This window comes from Streptomyces sp. NPDC033845 (assembly GCF_055576225.1).
Genome location: NZ_JBVIRI010000008.1, coordinates 126,899 through 143,825 on the forward strand (window position 1 = coordinate 126,899; position 16,927 = coordinate 143,825).

General features: G+C 73.6%; 17 protein-coding genes. 13 read left to right on the forward strand and 4 right to left on the reverse strand.

The genetic code is table 11. The features are described from left to right. Positions 1-8: 8 nt before the first annotated feature. Positions 9-1,202 carry a serine hydrolase domain-containing protein gene (locus ACZ50K_RS19135; RefSeq protein ID WP_468904273.1) on the reverse strand — a complete coding sequence of 398 codons (1,194 nt, stop codon included), beginning with the start codon at positions 1,200-1,202 and terminating at the stop codon, positions 9-11. A gap of 231 nt (positions 1,203-1,433) precedes the next feature. Here ACZ50K_RS19135 and ACZ50K_RS19140 point away from each other — a divergent pair, with 231 nt between their 5' ends. The 6 genes from ACZ50K_RS19140 (at position 1,434) to ACZ50K_RS19165 (ending at position 9,964) form a co-directional block, all read left to right on the forward strand. Beyond that, positions 1,434-3,413: an acyl-CoA dehydrogenase family protein gene (locus ACZ50K_RS19140; RefSeq protein ID WP_468904719.1), complete on the forward strand. Its 1,980-nt coding sequence runs from the start codon at positions 1,434-1,436 to the stop codon at positions 3,411-3,413. Positions 3,414-3,589: 176 nt separating this feature from the next. Continuing rightward, positions 3,590-5,269, forward strand: coding sequence for a phospholipase D-like domain-containing protein (locus ACZ50K_RS19145; protein ID WP_468904274.1), 1,680 nt, complete (start codon positions 3,590-3,592; stop codon positions 5,267-5,269). 139 nt (positions 5,270-5,408) lie between these two features. After that, entirely contained in the window at positions 5,409-7,175 is a 1,767-nt protein-coding gene (locus ACZ50K_RS19150) for a WG repeat-containing protein (RefSeq protein WP_468904276.1), read from the forward strand. Between the two features lie 126 nt (positions 7,176-7,301). Beyond that, on the forward strand, positions 7,302-8,558 hold the full coding sequence (locus tag ACZ50K_RS19155) for a cytochrome P450 family protein (protein ID WP_468904278.1): 1,257 nt from the start codon (positions 7,302-7,304) through the stop codon (positions 8,556-8,558). Between the two features lie 32 nt (positions 8,559-8,590). Then, positions 8,591-9,196: a hypothetical protein gene (locus ACZ50K_RS19160; RefSeq protein WP_468904281.1), complete on the forward strand. Its 606-nt coding sequence runs from the start codon at positions 8,591-8,593 to the stop codon at positions 9,194-9,196. A 69-nt stretch (positions 9,197-9,265) separates the two neighbouring features. Beyond that, entirely contained in the window at positions 9,266-9,964 is a 699-nt protein-coding gene (locus tag ACZ50K_RS19165; protein ID WP_468904283.1) for a hypothetical protein, read from the forward strand. A gap of 25 nt (positions 9,965-9,989) precedes the next feature. On the opposite strand, the gene ACZ50K_RS19170 is transcribed toward ACZ50K_RS19165, so the two are convergent. Together ACZ50K_RS19170 and ACZ50K_RS19175 are read right to left on the reverse strand one after the other, a co-directional pair. Then, entirely contained in the window at positions 9,990-10,181 is a 192-nt protein-coding gene (locus ACZ50K_RS19170) for a hypothetical protein (RefSeq protein WP_468904285.1), read from the reverse strand. A 134-nt stretch (positions 10,182-10,315) separates the two neighbouring features. After that, positions 10,316-10,834: a hypothetical protein gene (locus tag ACZ50K_RS19175; protein ID WP_468904287.1), complete on the reverse strand. Its 519-nt coding sequence runs from the start codon at positions 10,832-10,834 to the stop codon at positions 10,316-10,318. A 161-nt stretch (positions 10,835-10,995) separates the two neighbouring features. Between ACZ50K_RS19175 and ACZ50K_RS19180 the strand changes: the two genes are divergently transcribed. The 6 genes from ACZ50K_RS19180 (at position 10,996) to ACZ50K_RS19205 (ending at position 13,900) form a co-directional block, all read left to right on the forward strand. Then, complete coding sequence (locus ACZ50K_RS19180) at positions 10,996-11,409, forward strand: phage holin family protein (RefSeq protein ID WP_468904289.1); 414 nt, start codon at positions 10,996-10,998, stop codon at positions 11,407-11,409. Then, on the forward strand, positions 11,406-11,843 hold the full coding sequence (locus ACZ50K_RS19185) for a DUF3618 domain-containing protein (RefSeq protein ID WP_468904290.1): 438 nt from the start codon (positions 11,406-11,408) through the stop codon (positions 11,841-11,843). The genes ACZ50K_RS19180 and ACZ50K_RS19185 overlap by 4 nt, the downstream gene beginning before the upstream one ends. Then, positions 11,840-12,106: a DUF4235 domain-containing protein gene (locus tag ACZ50K_RS19190; RefSeq protein ID WP_468904293.1), complete on the forward strand. Its 267-nt coding sequence runs from the start codon at positions 11,840-11,842 to the stop codon at positions 12,104-12,106. The genes ACZ50K_RS19185 and ACZ50K_RS19190 overlap by 4 nt, the downstream gene beginning before the upstream one ends. A 106-nt stretch (positions 12,107-12,212) precedes the next feature. Continuing rightward, on the forward strand, positions 12,213-12,641 hold the full coding sequence (locus ACZ50K_RS19195) for a hypothetical protein (protein ID WP_468904295.1): 429 nt from the start codon (positions 12,213-12,215) through the stop codon (positions 12,639-12,641). A gap of 118 nt (positions 12,642-12,759) precedes the next feature. Then, a complete protein-coding gene (locus tag ACZ50K_RS19200) occupies positions 12,760-13,302 on the forward strand; it encodes a hypothetical protein (protein ID WP_468904297.1) in 543 nt (180 codons plus the stop codon). A 1-nt stretch (position 13,303) separates the two neighbouring features. Next, positions 13,304-13,900, forward strand: coding sequence for a hypothetical protein (locus ACZ50K_RS19205; protein ID WP_468904298.1), 597 nt, complete (start codon positions 13,304-13,306; stop codon positions 13,898-13,900). Here the strand turns inward: ACZ50K_RS19205 and ACZ50K_RS19210 are convergent. Further along, entirely contained in the window at positions 13,864-15,234 is a 1,371-nt protein-coding gene (locus tag ACZ50K_RS19210) for an AI-2E family transporter (protein ID WP_468904300.1), read from the reverse strand. The two genes, ACZ50K_RS19205 and ACZ50K_RS19210, sit on opposite strands and share 37 nt — an antisense overlap. Before the next feature lie 180 nt (positions 15,235-15,414). Between ACZ50K_RS19210 and ACZ50K_RS19215 the strand changes: the two genes are divergently transcribed. After that, the gene (locus ACZ50K_RS19215; RefSeq protein ID WP_468904302.1) at positions 15,415-16,899 is read left to right on the forward strand and encodes an MFS transporter; all 1,485 of its coding nucleotides are present in this window, start codon (positions 15,415-15,417) and stop codon (positions 16,897-16,899) included. Positions 16,900-16,927 lie beyond the last annotated feature (28 nt).

The window sequence follows — 16,927 nt, forward strand, 5'->3', positions numbered from 1 at the left end:
GCGGATTTTCAGGCCGGGTCCGCGGGGGTCAGGCGGCCGGCGGCCCCGTTCTGGAGGGTGCCCAGCAGCTCGAAGGCGGTCCGGTCGAGACGGCGTTGGGTGTTGCTGAGGACGATCACCGCCGTGCCGGTCTCGGGGTCGAACGCGACGAAGGAGGCGAAGCCGCCGGTTCCCCCGTTGTGCCAGATCCGCAGGTGCGAGCCCTGCCGGCGGTGCAGACGGTGGGCGTTCCAGCCGAGGTGCATCCAGCTGAAGGGGTTCGTACGGTGCTCGACCCGCCGGGTGAGCCGGATGGCCTCGGTGAGCTCGGCGAGCTCGGCGAGCTCCGTAGGTTCGGCGGGTTCGGCGGGTTCGGCGGGTTCGGCTGCGGTGGCGGCGGCATCGGCGTCCAGTTGGGCCCGCACGTAGGAGACCAGGTCGGTCGCTGTCGACCACAGGCCGCCCGCGCCGGCGAGGTCGGCGAGGTTCCACGGCGGAGTGGGCCGGCCCCGGCCGTCGTGGCCCTGGGCGAGCCGGCCGGGCCGGTCGGCGGGGGCCGACACCAGGGTGTCGGACAGACCCAGTGGGGCGCACACCTGTGAGGTGATCAGTTCCCCGTAGCCGAGGCCGGCGCGGCGGGCCAGGGCCAGTCCGAGGAGTCCGGCGCCGAGGTTCGAGTAGTGCGTCCGCCGGCCCGGTGCGGACCGGAGCCGGGTGCGGGCCAGCCCGGACAGCAGCACCTCGGCCGTGCAGTCGGCGTACGGGTCGGGGGTGCGGGGGTGCAGCAGGGCCCGCAGGAACATGCCCCGGGGCAGCCTGGGCAGTCCGGAGGTGTGGGTGGCCAGGTGGCGCAGGGTGATCTCCCGGCCGCCCCGGGAGGGGACGACCGTCCCCTCGGGGAGCAGGGCGGCCAGGGGTTCGTCGAGGGAGACCGTGCCGGCGACCGTCATCCGGGCGAGGGCCAGCGCGGTGAAGGTCTTGGTGACCGAGCCGATCTCGAAGAGCGTGTCGGCGTCCGGGGCCCCCGCCAGGGCGCCTGCGCCTGTGCTCGTGCCTGGGCCTGTGCGCGTGCCTGGGCCTGCGGTGCTGCCGCCTGCGCTGCCGGCTCCGGCGAATCCCAGTCGGCCGTCGGCGACGGCGGCGACCACCACACCGGTGTGCCGGCGGGCGAGCCGGTCGGCGGTGGCCCGGGCGAGGGCGTCGAGTTCCTGTGCCGTGTCCATGCCTGAATCATCCGGCCGGGCGGTCCGCCGCCGACTGCGTCCGGATGATGATTCGGGGCCACCGCCGTCCGCCTTGGGAAGGAGCGGTTCCGATACGAAAGTGAGTAGTGGGCCTCGGTTGATCGCCACGCGGCGGGGTAGCGGAGCGGCATGGAGACCAAGCACCCCGAGAGCCCGTCCGCCTCCGCCGCAACCGCAACCGCCGCCGCCGCTGCCGCTGCCGGCCATGAGATGGCGCCGCCGCCCGTGATCGACGTGCCCTCTCTGACCAGGGCGCTGGACGGAGAGCACGCGGCGGTCCGGGAGCGGGTGCGCGGGAGCCTGACGCGGTACGCCTCCGTCCTCGAAGACGCGGAGGAACTCGGCTTCGACGCGTTCCGGGAGCGGGTGCGGGAGGTGGTCGTGGAGCTGGCCGCGACGGGCCAGACCGGGATGGGTTTCCCCGTCGAGTACGGCGGGGGCGGGGATGTCGGGGCCTCGATCGCCGCGTTCGAGACGCTGGCCTTCGGTGATCTGTCGGTCCTCGTCAAGTCCGGTGTGCAGTTCGGGCTCTTCGGCGGCGCGATCCTGCACCTGGGGACCCGGCACCACCACGAGACCCTGCTCCCCCGTCTGGTCACCGGCGAGCTCATGGGCTGTTTCGCGATGACCGAGACCGGCCACGGATCGAATGTGCAGGCGCTCGGCACCGTCGCGGAGTACGACCCGGCGAGCGGCGGGTTCCTCGTCACCACCCCTGATGAGCAGGCGCGCAAGGACTACATCGGGAACGCCGCCCGCCATGCCGAACTCGCCGTGGTCTTCGCACAGTTGAAGGTGGAGGGCCGGTCCCGGGGCGTGCACGCCCTTGTGGTGCCGCTGCGGAGCGGGGGCAAGCTCCTCCCCGGGGTCCGGATCGAGGACGACGGCCGCAAGATGGGCCTCAACGGAGTCGACAACGGCCGCATCTCCTTCGACGGGGTGCGGGTGCCGCGCGAGGCCCTGCTCGACAGGTTCGCCCGGGTGACCGCCGAGGGGGTCTACGAGAGTCCGATCGACAACCCGGACCGGCGCTTCTTCACCATGCTCGGCACCCTGGTGCAGGGCCGGGTCAGCGTGTCCGGCGCCGGGATCAGCGTGGCGAAGACGGCCCTGACCGTCGCCACCAAGTACGCGGTACGGCGACGGCAGTTCGCCACGGCCCCGGGCGAGCGGGAGCGGGTGCTCCTGGACCACGGGACCCACCAGCGCCGCCTGCTGCCGCTGATCGCCCGCACCTACGCCCTCGACTCCGCGCAGGAGGTCGTACGCGCCCAGCTCCACGCGGTGTTCTCGGCCACCGGCGCGGACGCGGGCGCGGACGGTGGTGCCCGGGACGAGGGTGCGGGCGGGGCGGAGGAGGCGCGGGAGCGCCGCCGGCTGGAGTCCCGGGCCGCCGGGCTCAAGGCGCTCAGCACCTGGAACGCCACCCGGGTGGTCCAGGAATGCCGCGAGGCCTGCGGCGGCGCCGGCTATCTCGCGGTCAACCGTTTCGCCGCCCTCAAGGCGGACAGCGATGTCTTCACCACCTTCGAGGGCGACAACCACGTACTGCTCCAGCTGGTCGCCAAGGGCCTGCTGACCGATCACGCGAGCGAGTTCGAGGACCTGGACCAGCTGGGCACGGTCCGCTACGTCACCGGGCTCGCCGTCGAGACGCTCATCGAGCGGACCTCCGCCCACAAGCTCCTCGAACGCGTGCGGGACCTGCTGCCGGGCGGTGAGGAATGGGACCGGGAGGCCGCCCTGCTGGACCCGGAGTACCAGCTGGCCATGCTCCGCTTCCGCGAGGAGCACATGCTGGCGGGCCTGGCCCGGCGGATCAAGCGCGGGATCGACCGGACGGGAGATCCGGCGGAGGTGCTCGCGCAGGTGCAGGACCACGCCGTCGCGCTGGCCCGCGCCCATGTCGAGCGGCTGGCCGCGGAGGCCTTCGCCGAACGGGTGGACCGGCTGCCCGACGGGGGCAACAAGGAGGCGCTCGGGCTGCTCCGCGACCTGTCGGCGCTGTCGATGATCGAGGCGGACCGGGCCTGGTTCATGGAGCACGGCCGGCTGACCGTCCAGCGCTCCAAGGCGATCGGCCGCGAGGTCGCCGGCCTCTGCCGGCAGGTCCGCCCGCTGGCCGTCGACCTGGTCGACGCCTGGGCCGTCCCGGCCGCCGTGCTGCGCGCTCCGGACCTCGTCGGCTGAGCCGCCCGTCTGTCCGTACGCCCGGCGCGGGGCGTACGGACAGACGGCGCGGGGCGTACGGGCGGTATGGCCGGATCTGTTCGGTGTGGCACCACGCGGGGTTTACGGGCTGGTAACTTCCGGAATTCGATCTTGCTCCACCCGCAGTTCACCCTGCGCCGCACGAAGGAAACCCCGTGATACGTCCGCGCCATGCGGCAGTTCCCGCCCTCACCGTCGCCCTCGGCGCCGTCCTCTCCCTCGCCGTGCTGCCCGCCCCGGCCGCGCTCGCGGCCCCCGCGGACGGTGGCACTCCCCATCTGGACGCGGTCGAGCGGACCCTGCGCCAGGTCTCCCCCGGGCTGGAGGGCAGCGTATGGGAGCGGACCGCCGGCAACCGGCTCGACTCCTCCGCCCCCGGCGGCGCCGACTGGCTGCTCCAGACGCCCGGCTGCTGGGGCGATCCGGCCTGCGCGGACCGTCCCGGCGCCCGCCGGCTGCTGGACAAGACCGCCGAGAACATCGCGGCCGCCCGCCGCAGTGTGGACGTCTCCACCCTCGCCCCGTTCCCCGAGGGCGGGTTCCAGGACTCGATCGTGGCGGGCCTGAAGCGGGCGGCGGCGGCCGTCCCCGCCGACGGCCGGCTGGACGTACGGATCATGGTCGGCGCGGCGCCCGTCTACCACTCGACGGTGGTCCCCTCGAAGTACCGCGACGAACTGCTGGCGAAGCTCGGGCCGGCCGCCCGGAACATCCGGCTCAACGTCGCCTCCATGACCACCTCGAAGACGGCGTTCTCCTGGAACCACTCCAAACTGCTGGTGGTGGACGGCACTTCGGTCATCACCGGCGGCATCAACAGCTGGAAGGGCGACTACCTCGACACCGCCCACCCGGTCGCGGACGTGGACCTCGCCCTGACCGGGCCGGCCGCCGGTTCGGCCGGCGCCTATCTGGACACCCTGTGGGACTGGACCTGCCGCAACAAGTCCAGCTGGAGCAGCGTGTGGTTCGCCTCCTCGGCCGGCGCCGACTGCATGCCCACGCTCCCGCGCGACACCGCCCCGGCGGACGGCCAGGATCCGGCGGGCGGCCAGGGTCCGGCGGGCGGTCCGGGCGGCGGCCGTCCGGATGCCGGGGTGCCGGTCCTGGCCGTCGGCGGTCTCGGCGTGGGCATCAAGGACCGTGATCCGGCCTCCCCGTTCGCGCCCGTGCTGCCGACCGCCGCCGACACCAAGTGCCTGGTGGGCCTGTACGACCGGACCAACGCCGACCGCGACTACGACACGGTCAACCCCGAGGAGAGCGCGCTGCGGACGCTCATCGGCTCCGCCACCCGGCACGTCGAGATCTCGCAGCAGGACGTGAACGCCACCTGCCCGCCGCTGCCCCGCTACGACATCCGGCTCTACGACACCCTGGCCGCCAAGCTGGCCGCCGGGGTCAAGGTCCGCATCGTGGTCAGCGACCCGGCCAACCGCGGTGCGGTGGGCAGCGGCGGGTACTCGCAGATCAAGTCCCTGGACGAGGTCTCCGACGTGCTGCGCGGGCGCCTGACCGCACTCACCGGCGACGCCGGGAAGGCCCGGGCAGCGATGTGCTCGAACCTCCAACTGGCCACGTTCCGCAGCTCCGACAGTCCGACCTGGGCCGACGGGCACCCTTACGCCCAGCACCACAAGCTGGTCTCCGTGGACGGCTCCGCCTTCTACATCGGCTCGAAGAACCTCTACCCGTCCTGGCTCCAGGACTTCGGCTACGTGGTGGAGAGCCCGGCGGCCGCGGACCAGCTGACCGCCTCCCTGCTGGACCCGCAGTGGCGCTACTCGAAGGCCACCGCCAGCTACGACCACGAGCGCGGGATCTGCCGGGGCTGACCCGGACCCCCGCCCCGGACTCCGACCCCGGACGCCGGCCCGGGGGTGACTGTCGGTGGTCCCGCCTACGCTGGATCACCGACAGCCACCCCCGCCCCGCGCCGACCCCGCGCGGGGCGGATCCGAAGGAGAACCGCCCGTGTCCGCCGACGCCCCGCCCACCGAACCCGCCCCGGCTTTCCCGCGTGCCGTCCCCGTGGACGGCCGCGAGCCCTTCGGCCGCCGGTTCGCGCTGGTGGACGGAGCCCGGGGACTGCTCCGCCCGCCGGACCTGAGCGCCGTCGGGGCCTTCCGTACGGACGGTGGCGACGGGCCCGGTGGAGCCGGTGGAGCCGCTGGGGCGACCGCCCCCGCCGCCGACCTGGACGGCCGCTGGGGCTATCTCGACGGCCGGGGCAACTGGCGGAACACCCCCGCGCTGGAGCACGCCACCGACTTCGACGGGGCGGGCCTGTCCCGGTTCCGATCCGAAGGGTTGTGGGGCTATGCCGGCACGGACGGGGCCCCGGCGGTCCCCGCCCGGTTCGCCGAGGCGGGCCCGTTCTCGCACGGGCTGGCCGTCGTACGGACCGGTGCGGGCGTGGGGTACGCCGACACCGCCGGCACCGTGGTGATCGGTGGAACGTATCGTGCGGCGGGGCTCTTCGGGCCCAACGGGCTCGGCGGTGTCATGCTGCCCGACGGCCGCTGCGGATATGTGGACCGGGAGGGCCGCACCGTCATCTCCCCCCGCTTCGACGGGGCCCGGCCGTTCAATCGGGGCGGCACCGCGCCGGTGCGCCTCGACGGACTGTGGGGGCTCATCGACAGCGGCGGGGAGTGGGTGGTCCCGCCGTCGTTCCGGCTCTTCGGCGCCTTCGACGCGAACGACCTCGCGTACGTGGTCGGCGAGGAGGCCGGGGAGTCCTTCGCCGGATTCGTCGACCCGGGCGGAAAGGTGCTCGTGCGCCGCGACGGGGAGATGGACGACGTCCTGCGCTGCGGCCTGCTGAGGGTCGGCGACCACTACACGCGCGGCTTCCTGGACGCCACCGGCGCCCCGGCGATCGAGGCGGTCTACGAGTGGGCCGACGCCTTCGACGACGGCGGAGCCGCCGTGGCCCGGGCCGCCGAGCCCCGGAGCTGGGGCGTGCTGCGGTCGGACGGCTCGTTCGTCCCCGTCCCGCACCCCGAACCCCTCACCGACGAGGACAGCTGGATCGTGGGCTTCGACGGCGGCCACGGCCTCGCGCCCTTCCTCACCCGGGACGGGGACATCGTCCATGTGGACCGGGAGGGCCGAGACCTGTGCCGCGTCCGATCCGACGGCTCCCCGTCCTCCCCTTCGGACGGCAGCACGGTCGCCCTGGTCGACGCGGCGGGCCGGACGCTCTGGCAGGACACCGCCTCGCCCGGCACCTTCACGCGCCCCCGGCCCTTCCTCGCCGCCGACGCGCGCACCCATGTCGACCACACCGAGGTCTGGGAGGGCGACCTCCGCGCGGCCGTCCGGGAACTCCTCGACCGCCCCGCCCGGGAGTTCCGCCCCTGCTCCCTGGTCTTCGACCGCAACGAGGACCCGTACGACCTCACCGGACTCGACGCGTACGACCTGGAGCGCACCCACCGGGGGGCGATACGTGTCGTGGCGAGCACCTGGCTGGCCGCCGAGGTCCTCACCGAGTACCCCTTCCTCCGGGACGAGACCCAGACGCTCTTCGCGGAGATCCTCGACACCTGCGAGCAGCGGCTGCGCGCGCTGTTCTCCGCGCCGCTCGCCGACGCGGCCGACCTGCTGCGCTCGGGCGACGGCGAATGGACCGCCGTCTGGGAGGTGGAGGGCCGTCGGCTGGGCCTCCAGCTGTTCGAGCAGATCGGGGACGGGGACCAGGAGCTCCAGATCTGGCTCGCCGTCACCGGCCCCTGACCGGCCCCCGACCGGCTCCGGACCACCGTCCGACCACCTGACCCGGCCGCCGCTGTCCGCTGCCGCGACCCGCCGCGCCGCCCCGGGTCGTTGACCGGGGCGGCCGCCCGTGGTGGGTTCGCTCCCATGCGCAACAGCCGCCCACCCCGCACCCGGCCCGTCCCCGAGGAACCACCGGTCCCCCTCCCCTACGCCGATCCGGCCTTCCTCGCGGACCCGTACCCGCTGTACCGGCGGCTGCGCGAGGAGGGGCCGGTGCGCCGGGTCCTCATCGCGGGCGGGCTGGATGCCTGGCTCGTCACCCGCCACGAGGACGCGCTCGCGGCCCTGTCCGACCCCCGCCTCAGCAGCGACGTACGCGACGGCTCCGACACCCGGCTGCTGCGGCAACTGCCCGACACCGAGCGCGAGTCGCTGCTGGGCACCATGCTGCGCAGCGACCCGCCCGACCACACCCGGCTGCGCCGGCTGGTCTCCCAGGCGTTCACCGCCCGCCGGGTGGCCGGGCTGCGGCCCAGGATCCAGGAGGTGACCGACCGGCTGCTGGACTCGGTCGCCCCGGCCGGGCGCGCCGATCTCGTCGCGGACTTCGCGCTGCCGCTCCCGGTCACCGTGATCGGGGAGCTGCTCGGGGTGCCGGTGGACGAACGGCACGAGTTCCAGCACTGGACCGACCGCATGATCATGCGCGGCTCCGAGCCGCCGGACCCGGCCGTCGTGAACGAGGCCTGGCTGCACATGCGGGCGTACGTCACGGGCCTGATCCGGGACAAGCGGGCCGACCCCGGCGACGACCTGCTGAGCGCCCTGGTCACCGCCCGGGACGAGGAGCGGCGGCTGACCGAGGACGAGCTGGTGGCGATGGTGTTCCTGCTGCTGGCCGCCGGCTACATCACCACCGTCAATCTGATCGCCGGCGGTATCGCCATGCTGCTCACCCACCCCGACCAGCTCCGTCTGCTGAGCTCCGATCCGGGCCTGCTGCCGGGCGCGGTCGAGGAGTTCCTCCGCTACGACGGCCCGGTCAGCCCGGGCATCGCCCGGTTCGCCCGCGAGGACCTGGAGATCGCGGGGGTGCGGGTGCCGCGCGGGGCGACCGTACTGATCGGGTCGGCGCCCGCCGACCGGGACCCGGAGCGGTTCGCGGACCCCGACCGGCTGGACATCACCCGGCCGGACAACGCACACCTGGCCTTCGGGCACGGCATCCACTACTGTCTGGGCGCTCCGCTGGCCCGCCTGGAGGGCCAGATCGCCATCGGCACCGCCCTGCGGCGACTGCCCGGTCTCGCCCTCGCGGTCCCCCCGGCGGACCTCCCGTGGCGCCCGGGCGGGCTCCGCGGCCCGCTGGCCCTGCCGGTGACCTTCACCCCGCCGCACTGATCCGGTCGTGAACCGAACACGGGAGCCCGCTGATGCGCCTGTACGCCCAGACCCCGGCCCGTCGTCACCGGCAGGTGCTCGCGGATCTGATCGCCGTGGCCCTGATCGCCGCGGCGGTGTGGTTCGCGCTGACCGTCCACGATGTGATCATGCTGTTGGCCGAGCCCGGGCGGAAGGTGGAGAGTTCCGGCGACGGGCTGGCCTCGGCGCTGGGCGATGCCGGTGACGCGGCCTCGGACGTCCCGCTGGTCGGCGGGCTGCTGGAGAAGCCGTTCCGGTCGGCGGCCGATGCCGGTACGGGTCTCGCGGATGCCGGGGAGTCCCTCCAACACACGGTCGGCCAGGTCGCGGCGCTGGCCACCGCCGCGCTGATCGTCGTACCGGTGGCCTTCGTGCTGCTGCTGTGGCTGCCCGCGCGGCTGCGGTGGATCCGGCGCGGTGCCACCGTCCGGCGCCTGCTGGAGACCCCCGGCGGCGCCGACCTGCTCGCCCTGCGCGCCCTCACCGGCCCGATCCGCGACCTGGCCGCCCTCCCGGTCCCTCCGGGCGGCCTCGCCGACGCCTGGCGCCGCGGCGACCCGCAGACCATCGACGACCTCGCGGCGATCACCCTGAAACGCGCGGGTCTACGCCCCTGACCCACCCGGCGCCCCGGGCCGGGAACGCGCACGGCAGGATGAGCCGTACCCGCCCGACGAGGAGACCCCGTGCGCCACCGTCCACTGCTGTCCGTCCTGGTCCCGGCCGTCGTTCTGGCCGGCGTGTTGGCCGCAGGAGCCGTCGTACTGATCCGGGACGACGGGGGGCGGGAGGACGGGACGCTGGACATGGCGCGGATGATGGAGGTCCTGCCCCGCGGCGGGGAAGTGCAGGGGTATCGGGCGACGTTCGCCCATCCCGCCCTGAGTCTGGGACCGAGCACCGATTTCCTGTGCGGCTCCATGCACAGCGCGCTGATATCGCACGTACGCGCCCCGATCGCCTCGACGATGGTCGTCCTGACGGACCGGGCCCGCCCCGACGAGAAATACCAGGTGGAGTCCTACAGCTATGCCGAGGACCTCGCGGTGACGGTGATGCGGGAGCTTCGGGCGGCGATGCCGGGATGCGCCACCTACAACGCCGAGTACGCGGACCTCTACCACCAGTTCGGGCTGAAGGAGGTCCCGCCCGCGTATCCGGTCGGGGACGAGGCGCTGGCCTACCGCGTCCTCGAACCGCCGCCCGGCATGACGTCCGGCGGCACCATACCCGTCGAGCCCTCCGAGTTGGTGGACACCGGCCGGACCGTCACGTTCGTCCGCACCGGCAGTGTCGTCACCCAGTACAAGAGCCTGCCGCCGCGCCGGGTCTTCGAGGCCTTCGAGGGCCGGTTCCGGCGGGCCTCGGAGGCGGCCCGGGGCTGACACGGGGGCTCCGGGGGGCGCGGCCTCAGTCGCCTCCGCCGCCACACGAGGAACCTCCGCCGCAGGAGGAGTCCCCGCCGCATCCGTACCCGCCGCTGTCGCCGCCTCCCGAGCCTCTGCGGCGGCGCTGCGGGGAGCGGGCCGAGCGCCTGGAACGCAGGGCGCCGATCAGGATCACCAGCAGGACGAAACCGGCTATCAGCAGAAACTCGAACATGCGGCCCCCTGGGATCCCGATCACCCGTGCGCGCGCACGGCGTGTGTCCGAGGACGATGCCCGTCCGGGCGCGGTGGCGCAACCCTTTGTGGACACATCCGGGACCGGCGGGGAAGGCCCGCGGGCGGGCCGGCTCAGTCGGCCAGCAGGGACGCGAGGCGGGTCGCGGTTCGTTCTCCGGCCCGCTGCCTGATCAGGCCCTCCTTGGCGGACGCGCGGAGCCTGACGTGCGAGGCGCTCTCCGTCCCCCGCGCGACCAGCGCGGTGACCACCACCGGGTTCAGCCCGCCGAGACCGCCGCCGGTCACCACGCGGATCACCACATGGTCCTCGGAGGCCGGGACGGGCGGGGAAGCGACCGGCCGGCCGGCCCGGTGGAGAAAGGCGGACAGCTGCCGCACGGCCCGGTCGAACGGCAGCGGGACGACCAGGTCGACCTCGCGGGTGTTCTTGGGCATCAGCCGGGCCACGAACCCGGTCAGCCGACGACCGGCGCCACCCCCGCTGGCGGCGCCCAGCGCGGCCAGCCCCTCCACCAGGTACCGGTCCTCCCCCTGCCCGAGGTCCGGGCCCGGGCCCGGGTCCGGGGCCGGGTCCGGGTCCGGGTCCGGGGCATGCTCCCGTTCCCGTTCCGGCCGCTCTTCTCGTTCCACCGGGCCCCCGTGTCGCGTTGACCGCGCCCGGCTCGTCGCGGACGCGCGAGGCATCCTACGCCGGGCTCTGATTGCCGCGCGGGCCACGGGGCAGTCGCCGGACAGGCGCACCGCACGTCTTGGGTTCCGAGAGTTCGAGGGAAGGCCAGGTGGTTCCCACCATGAGCACCACAGAGCGACAGACGCCCGTCACCGACGAACCGGTGGGCGCACTCGTATCGCGCGCCTCGCAGCAGTTGTCGGAGTTGGTGCGCGAGGAGATGCGGCTGGCACGGATGGAGATGACGCGGAAGGGCAGGCGGTACGGGCGAGGGGGCGGCCTCTTCGGCACCGCCGGACTGGTGGGCGTGCTCGCGGCCCAGGCCCTGGTGGCGGCCGGAATAGCCGCGCTGGCCCTGGCCCTTCCGGTCTGGGCCTCGGCCCTGGTCGTCGCCGCGTTCCTGGCGGTGATCGCGGCCGTGGCCGCGCTGGCCGGCCGGAAGCAGATCTCCCGGGCCGGTGCGCCGGCCCCCGAGCAGACCATCGACAGCGTCAGGGCGGACCTGGCCGAGATCAAGGAGAAGGCACACCGATGAACGAGAACATCCAGGACGGACCGAACGGGGGCAAGGACATCGACAACACCCCTGCCGCCCACCCCGCCGCCCCCTCCACCCCCTCCGACCCCGCGACCGAGGAACAGCGCCGGCAGGTGGAACACACCCGTGAGGAGCTCGGCCGCACCGTGGAGGCCCTCGCGGCCAAGGCCGACGTCAAAGGGCGGGCCAAGGAGAAGACGGACGCCATCGTGGGCCCGGCCGCGGACAAGGCCGCCCAGGTCGCCGAGCAGGTCCGCGAGAAGGCGGAGCGGGCCGCGCACCTGGTCACGGACCACGCACCCGAACCGGTGGTCGACACGGCCGGGCGGGCGGTGTCCGCGGCACGGGCCAACCGCACCCCGATCCTCGTCCTGGGCGCGGCCGCCGTGCTCGTCCTGCTGGTCCGCCGCAAGCGGGGATCCCGGCGATGAGGGCGTCCAAGGTGGCGTACAGGCCGGTGGGACTCGTCCTCGGCGCCGCCAGCGGGATGATCGCGGGTGCCGCGTTCCGGCAGGTGTGGAAGGTCGTCGAGGGCGAGGGCGACGCGCCCAACGCCACCGACGAGGACCGCCCCTGGGGGCAGATCCTGTTGGCGGCGGCCGTGCAGGGGGCGATCTTCGCCGTGGTGAAGGCCTCCGTCGATCGGTCGGGCGCCGTCGCCGTACGGCGGCTGACCGGCACCTGGCCCGGCTGACCGGCCCCTGGCCGGTTGAGCGGCGCGGGCCGGGGAAGGCGCACGGAGAGGACGGAGAGGCCCCGAGCGCGGGCCCCGTACCCACCTCCCCGGACGGAGTGACGACATGCGCACCACGGCAGCACGGCTGATGGGCGGGGCCACCCTCGCGTACGGGGTGGCGGTCGTCCGCCGTCCCGGAGTCCTGGCCCGCCCCTGCGGGCTGCCGGAAGACGGCACCACCGGCCTGCTGATCCGGGCGCTGGGCGTCCGTGACGCGGTGATCGGCGCCGCCATGGTCGTCCTGCCCGCCGGATCCGCCCTGCGCACGGCGGTGATCTGCCGGGTGTTGGCCGACGCCGGGGACGCGGTGCTCTTCGGCACCTGTCTGCCCGGCGCCAAGGAGCGCGTCAAGGCGGCCTCGGTGGCGGCGGGTTGGGCCGCCCTGTGCGGGTGGACGCTGACCGGCGGCCGGCCCTCGGCCGCTCCCCTCGTCGAACCCGCCGCCAACGTGGCCGTACGGGCCGCCCGTTCGGTCAGCCATGCCGAGCTCTGAGCACGGAACGTCGGAACACGGGACGTCGGAGCACGGCCTGGGGGAGCGCGGGCGTTTGTCCGCCGGGAGGGCGGGCAGCCGCGTCAACAAATGAAGGGCCCCGGGACGGAGGCCGGTTATGTCGACGAACACCCTGATAGCGATCATCGTCTTCGCCGTTGTCGTGGTGGTGGTCATCACCGCACTGGCGTCGATGTTGGCCCGACGGCGCCATCTGCGGCGCAGGTTCGGACCCGAGTACGAGCGCACGGTCGAGGAGAAGGGCGGCAGACTCGCCGCCGAACGCGAGCTGCGTGCCCGCGAGGAACGGCACGAGAAGCTGGAGATCAAGGAACTGCCCGCCGACCGGCGCCGGCAGTACGCCGAGGAGTGGAGCGGCGTCCAGGAGCACTTCGTGGACCACCCCGAAGGCTCGCTGGTCGAGGCCGACGACCTCGTGTCGCGGCTGATGAAGGAGCGCGGCTACCCCGGCGAGGGGTACCAGGGTGCGGTCCGTGACCTGTCGGTCGAACACGGCCGGACGCTGGAGCAGTTCCGGTCCGCGCACGCGGTGAAGGAGCGCAGCGGGAACGGTGGGGCGACGACCGAGGAGCTCCGAGGGGCGATGGTCCGGTACCGCGCCCTGTTCGAGGAACTGCTCACCGACCAGAGGAGCGGATGAGATGCGCATACGGAACGAGAACGAGAAGGAGACGGCCGGACCCGGACCGGTCACGGAACCGGGCGCGGGACCGGGCGCGGCCGCGGGCTCCGGTCTGAGCACGGAGGACCTGGCCCATCCGACCGGGAGCCCTGGCGGGTACGAGGGCGAGGGCGAGGGCCGGCAGGCGCCGACGCAGGCGCCGGCTCCGCTCTACCCCGGCGAGGCCGATCCGGCCCCGCAGTCCCGCCGGGTGGGACCGCTCGACGACGCGGACCTCGGGGACGCCGACCTCGACGCGACCTCGGACGCCGCCACCGCGCCCGAGGAGACCTGGACCTCGGACGGGGCCGAGCCCCTGCTCGGCACGGGGGAGGCGGAGCGGTACCGCAAGGCGTGGAGCGAGATCCAGGGCCGCTTCGTGGACGATCCGCAGGACTCCGTGCGGTCTGCGGACACCCTGGTCGCCGAGGTGATGCAGACGCTCGCCCAGTCCTTCGCCTCCCACAAGCAGGGGCTGGAGGGCACCTGGGACCGCGGCGAGCAGGTGGCGACGGAGGACCTGCGGCTCGCACTCCAGCACTACCGGTCCTTCTTCAACCGGCTGCTCGAAACCTGAGCGGTGGACGGTCCTTCGGGCCCCCCTCCCGGCGCCTCGCCGTCGGGAGGGGGGCCCGCCGTCGTACCGTCCCCGTCCCCGTCGTCGCCGTCCTCGCCCTCGCCCTCGCCCTCGTCCGCATCGGCGGCCGCGTACGCGCGCAGGCGCACGGTGACCGTGTTGACCACGGCCACCAGCGGGACGGCGACGACGGCTCCGCCGATCCCGGCGACCAGCCCGCCGGTGGAGACGGCCAGCAGGACCGCCAGCGGATGCACCCGCACCGCCCGCCCGAGGATGAAGGGTTGCAGCACATGGCCCTCGATCTGCTGGACGAGGAGCACCACCAGCAGCGCCATCAGCGCGGTGAACACGCCCTGGGTGACCAGGGCGACGATCACCGCGAGGGCGCCGGAGGCCACGGCTCCGACCAGCGGGACGAAGGAGGCCAGGAAGATCACGACGGCGATGGGGACAGCCAGCGGCACGCCGAGGAAGTAAATGCCGAGCCCGATGAACAGGGCGTCGATGAAGGCGACGATCATCGTGCCGCGGATGTACGCGGTGAGGGTGTGCCAGGCCGGCGGGCCCGCGTCGGCCATCCCGGGCCGGGCCGCCGCCGGGAGCAGTTTGAGGGTCCACCGCCAGATGCGGGGGCCGTCGTAGAGCAGGCAGAACGTGCAGAACATCGCCAGCAGCATGCCGGTGATGACCTCCACCAGGACCGTCACTCCGTGCAGGCCGGTCGAGGTGATGTCGCTGGCGCTCGTGCCGATGGCGTCGCTCAGTCGGTCGGCGACATCGTTGATCTGTGCTTCCGTGACGTGGAACGGGCTGTCGAGCAGCCACTGCTTCAGCTCGGCGATGCCTTCCTGGAGCCGCCCGGACAGGGTGTCAAGGTTGTCGAGCACCTGCCAGACGACGAACCAGCCGACCAGTCCGAGCACCAGGAACCCGCTGACGGCGGTCACCGCCGTGGCGAGGCCCTGGGAGAGGCCCAGGCGGTGCAGCCGGGCCACGGTCGGCTGGAGCAGGGCGGTGACCAGCAGGGCGACGACGAACGCCAGGGCGACCAGCCGGACCGCGCCGATCACCCGCATCACCACCCACAGCGCGGCGGCGAGCACCAGGAACCGCCAGGCGGCCTCGGCCGCGACCCGGAGGCCCCAGGGCACGGCCGCGGCGGGGTCCGGGGGGCGCCCGCGCGCCTTGCGGGTGCGCGCCCGGTGTTCGGCCTGTAGGGCGTACTCCGCCTCGCGGGCGGCGTCGCGGCGGGCCAGGGCGCGTGCCCGCTGTTCCGCGACGGAGGCCGTTCCGTGTCTCAGGCGGTCGATCCACCCGTGGGGTCCGGACATCCGGCGCCTCCCTCCGCAGCCCCGCTCCTGCTCCTGCTCCGCGTGTGCCGGTGGACGCTCGCCTTCTGCCCCCTTTTCGCCCGCTCAGCCGGACGGGCCCCCACCATCGCGCACAGTCCGGCCCCGTCGCGCTCCGCAACCGGCCGGTTTGCCACCGGACCGCCGGGGCACACGTCGGGAATGCCGGAGACCGCGGAGACCTCGGAGACATCGGGTACAGCCGAACCGGGAGAGGGGAGAACCCTCACCACCCGGGTGCCGGCACGGCTGGACCGGCTGCCGTGGTCCCGCTGGCACTGGATGATCGTGGTCGGGCTGGGCACGGTCTGGATCCTGGACGGTCTGGAAGTCACCGTGGTCGGCAGCATCGCCAGCCGCCTCTCCGAGGAGGGCAGCGGCCTGTCCATCAGCGACGCCCAGGTCACCGGGCTCGCCGCGGCCCTCTACGTCGCGGGGGCCTGCTCCGGCGCGCTGTTCTTCGGCCGCCTCACCGACCTGTTCGGCCGCAAGAAGCTGTTCCTGATCACCCTGGCCGTGTATCTGGCGGCCACGGCCCTCACCGCCCTGTCCTTCTCCTCCTGGTGGTTCTTCCTCTTCCGTTTCCTGACGGGTTTCGGCATCGGCGGGGAGTACGCGGCCATCAACTCGGCGATCGACGAACTGATCCCGAGCAAGTACCGCGGCCGGGTGGACCTCATGATCAACGGCAGCTTCTGGCTCGGCGCGGTCGCCGGGGCGCTGCTGTCCGTCCTGGCCCTGAACACCGAGATCTTCGCCCCCTCGGTGGGCTGGCGGCTGACCTTCGCCCTCGGTGTCGTGCTCGGCCTGGTCATCCTGCTGGTCCGCCGCCATGTCCCGGAGAGTCCGCGCTGGATGTTCCTGCACGGCCGGGCGGAAGAGGCGGAGGACCTGGTGGCCGAGGTGGAACGGCGGGTCGAGGCGGAGACGGGGCGGCGACTGCCGGAACCGGGCCCGGCCCTCACCGTCGTCGTCCGCGGCAGCATCGGCTTCGGGGAGATCGCGAGGACGGTGTTCCGGACGTATCCGCGGCGGGCGGTGCTGGGCCTGTCCCTCTTCGTCGGGCAGGCGTTCCTCTACAACGCGATCACCTTCGGCTTCGGGTCGATCCTGGTCGGCTTCTTCGACGTGTCCAGCTCCGTCACCGGCTACTACTTCGCCGTCATCGCCTTCGGGAACTTCCTCGGCCCGCTGTTCCTCGGCCGGCTCTTCGACAGCTGGGGGCGGCGGCCGATGATCTCCGGCACCTATCTGCTGTCCGGGCTCCTGCTCTTCGCGACCGCATGGCTCTTCGGTGCCGGCCGGCTCGATGCCGTGACGATGACCGCGTGCTGGTGCGCGGTCCTCTTCTTCGCCTCCGCGGGGGCCAGTTCGGCCTATCTGACGGTGAGCGAGGTCTTCCCCATGGAGACCCGGGCGATGGCCATCGCCTTCTTCTACGCGATCGGCACCGCCGCGGGGGGCATCTCGGGCCCCCTCGTCTTCGCCGGCCTCACCTCCAGCGGGGTGGTCTCCGACGCGGTCCTGGCCTTCTGTATCGGTGCCGCGCTGATGGTGGCCGCCGGGCTCGTCGCGGTCTTCTACGCCGTGGCCGCCGAGGGCCGCTCCCTGGAGGACGTCGCCACGCCGCTGTCGGCCCGTACCTGACCCGCGGGGCCGGAGCCGGGCAGGGCCA